Annotated in this window: 2 protein-coding genes; both read right to left on the bottom strand. The window is 64.5% G+C overall.

All coding sequences use genetic code 11. The features are described 5' to 3' along the window. Positions 1–563 (bottom strand): DUF3560 domain-containing protein (locus tag K728_RS0100035; protein WP_035746529.1); only part of this gene is annotated, 563 nt, incomplete at its 3' end. After that, positions 553–739: hypothetical protein (locus K728_RS21465; protein WP_237742052.1), on the bottom strand; the 187-nt coding region annotated here is incomplete at its 5' end. The genes K728_RS0100035 and K728_RS21465, both read right to left, overlap by 11 nt.

Raw genomic sequence — 739 nt, 5'->3', positions numbered from 1 at the left:
TAGCGGCGGTCAGTGGTTTGGGCTGCTGTAGCGGCGCGTTCGGCGGTTGCTTTGGTTTCCTCGGTGGCCTGTACTGATCTGCCCATTGCCCGGTCTGCGGTGGCAATTGCGCGGCGGTGCCGGTTCTCTGAGTGGTGGCCTATCTTGATGGGCTCCCCACCTTCGGGCAGTCGGCGCAGCGCTGCCCGTGCTGAATCGTAGGCTGCTGTCTCGGCGGCCTGCTTGCGCTCGGCTTTCGCGGTCAGGGCGTCGGCGCGGTCTTGTTGGCGGGCGATCTTCCCTGCCTCTACTTCGGCGGTGCTGCGGCTGGTGCGGTCAATTTGGGTTTCGACGCTGAAACCTGCCTCGGTGAGGGCCACCGTGGTGCGGTTGATGATGTGCATTTTGGGCTGACGGTCGCGGGACATGGGCACGAACCACGCCGCGATGCTGCGGCCCCAGCGCCAGCCGTTGACCTTCAAGATGGGCGCGGTTCCGTCACCCTTAGCCGTTCCCTCGATCAGGGTTCCGGCCTCGTGGGTGTGGGTGATGGTCAGCGGTGCTGTGCTGGTTTCAGCGTTCATGGTGGTGCTCCTTTTCGCAGTGGTGGGGGTAGGTAGTGGTGGTCCAGCAGTTGGCCTCTCCCCCGTTGCTTTTGCCTGCTGGCGAAGCTTGCGGAGCTGTGCCTGTCGGAACCTGGCCCGCTCTCGCAGCGGCGTAGCCGTTGAGCTGGTGGAGCAGGTACGTATGATCCGAAGGA

This window comes from Arthrobacter sp. CAL618, from assembly GCF_000468215.1.
Lineage (GTDB): Bacteria > Actinomycetota > Actinomycetes > Actinomycetales > Micrococcaceae > Arthrobacter_D.
The sequence above is the reverse complement of the archived record's forward strand: the minus strand, read 5'-3'. Positions and strand labels throughout refer to the sequence as shown.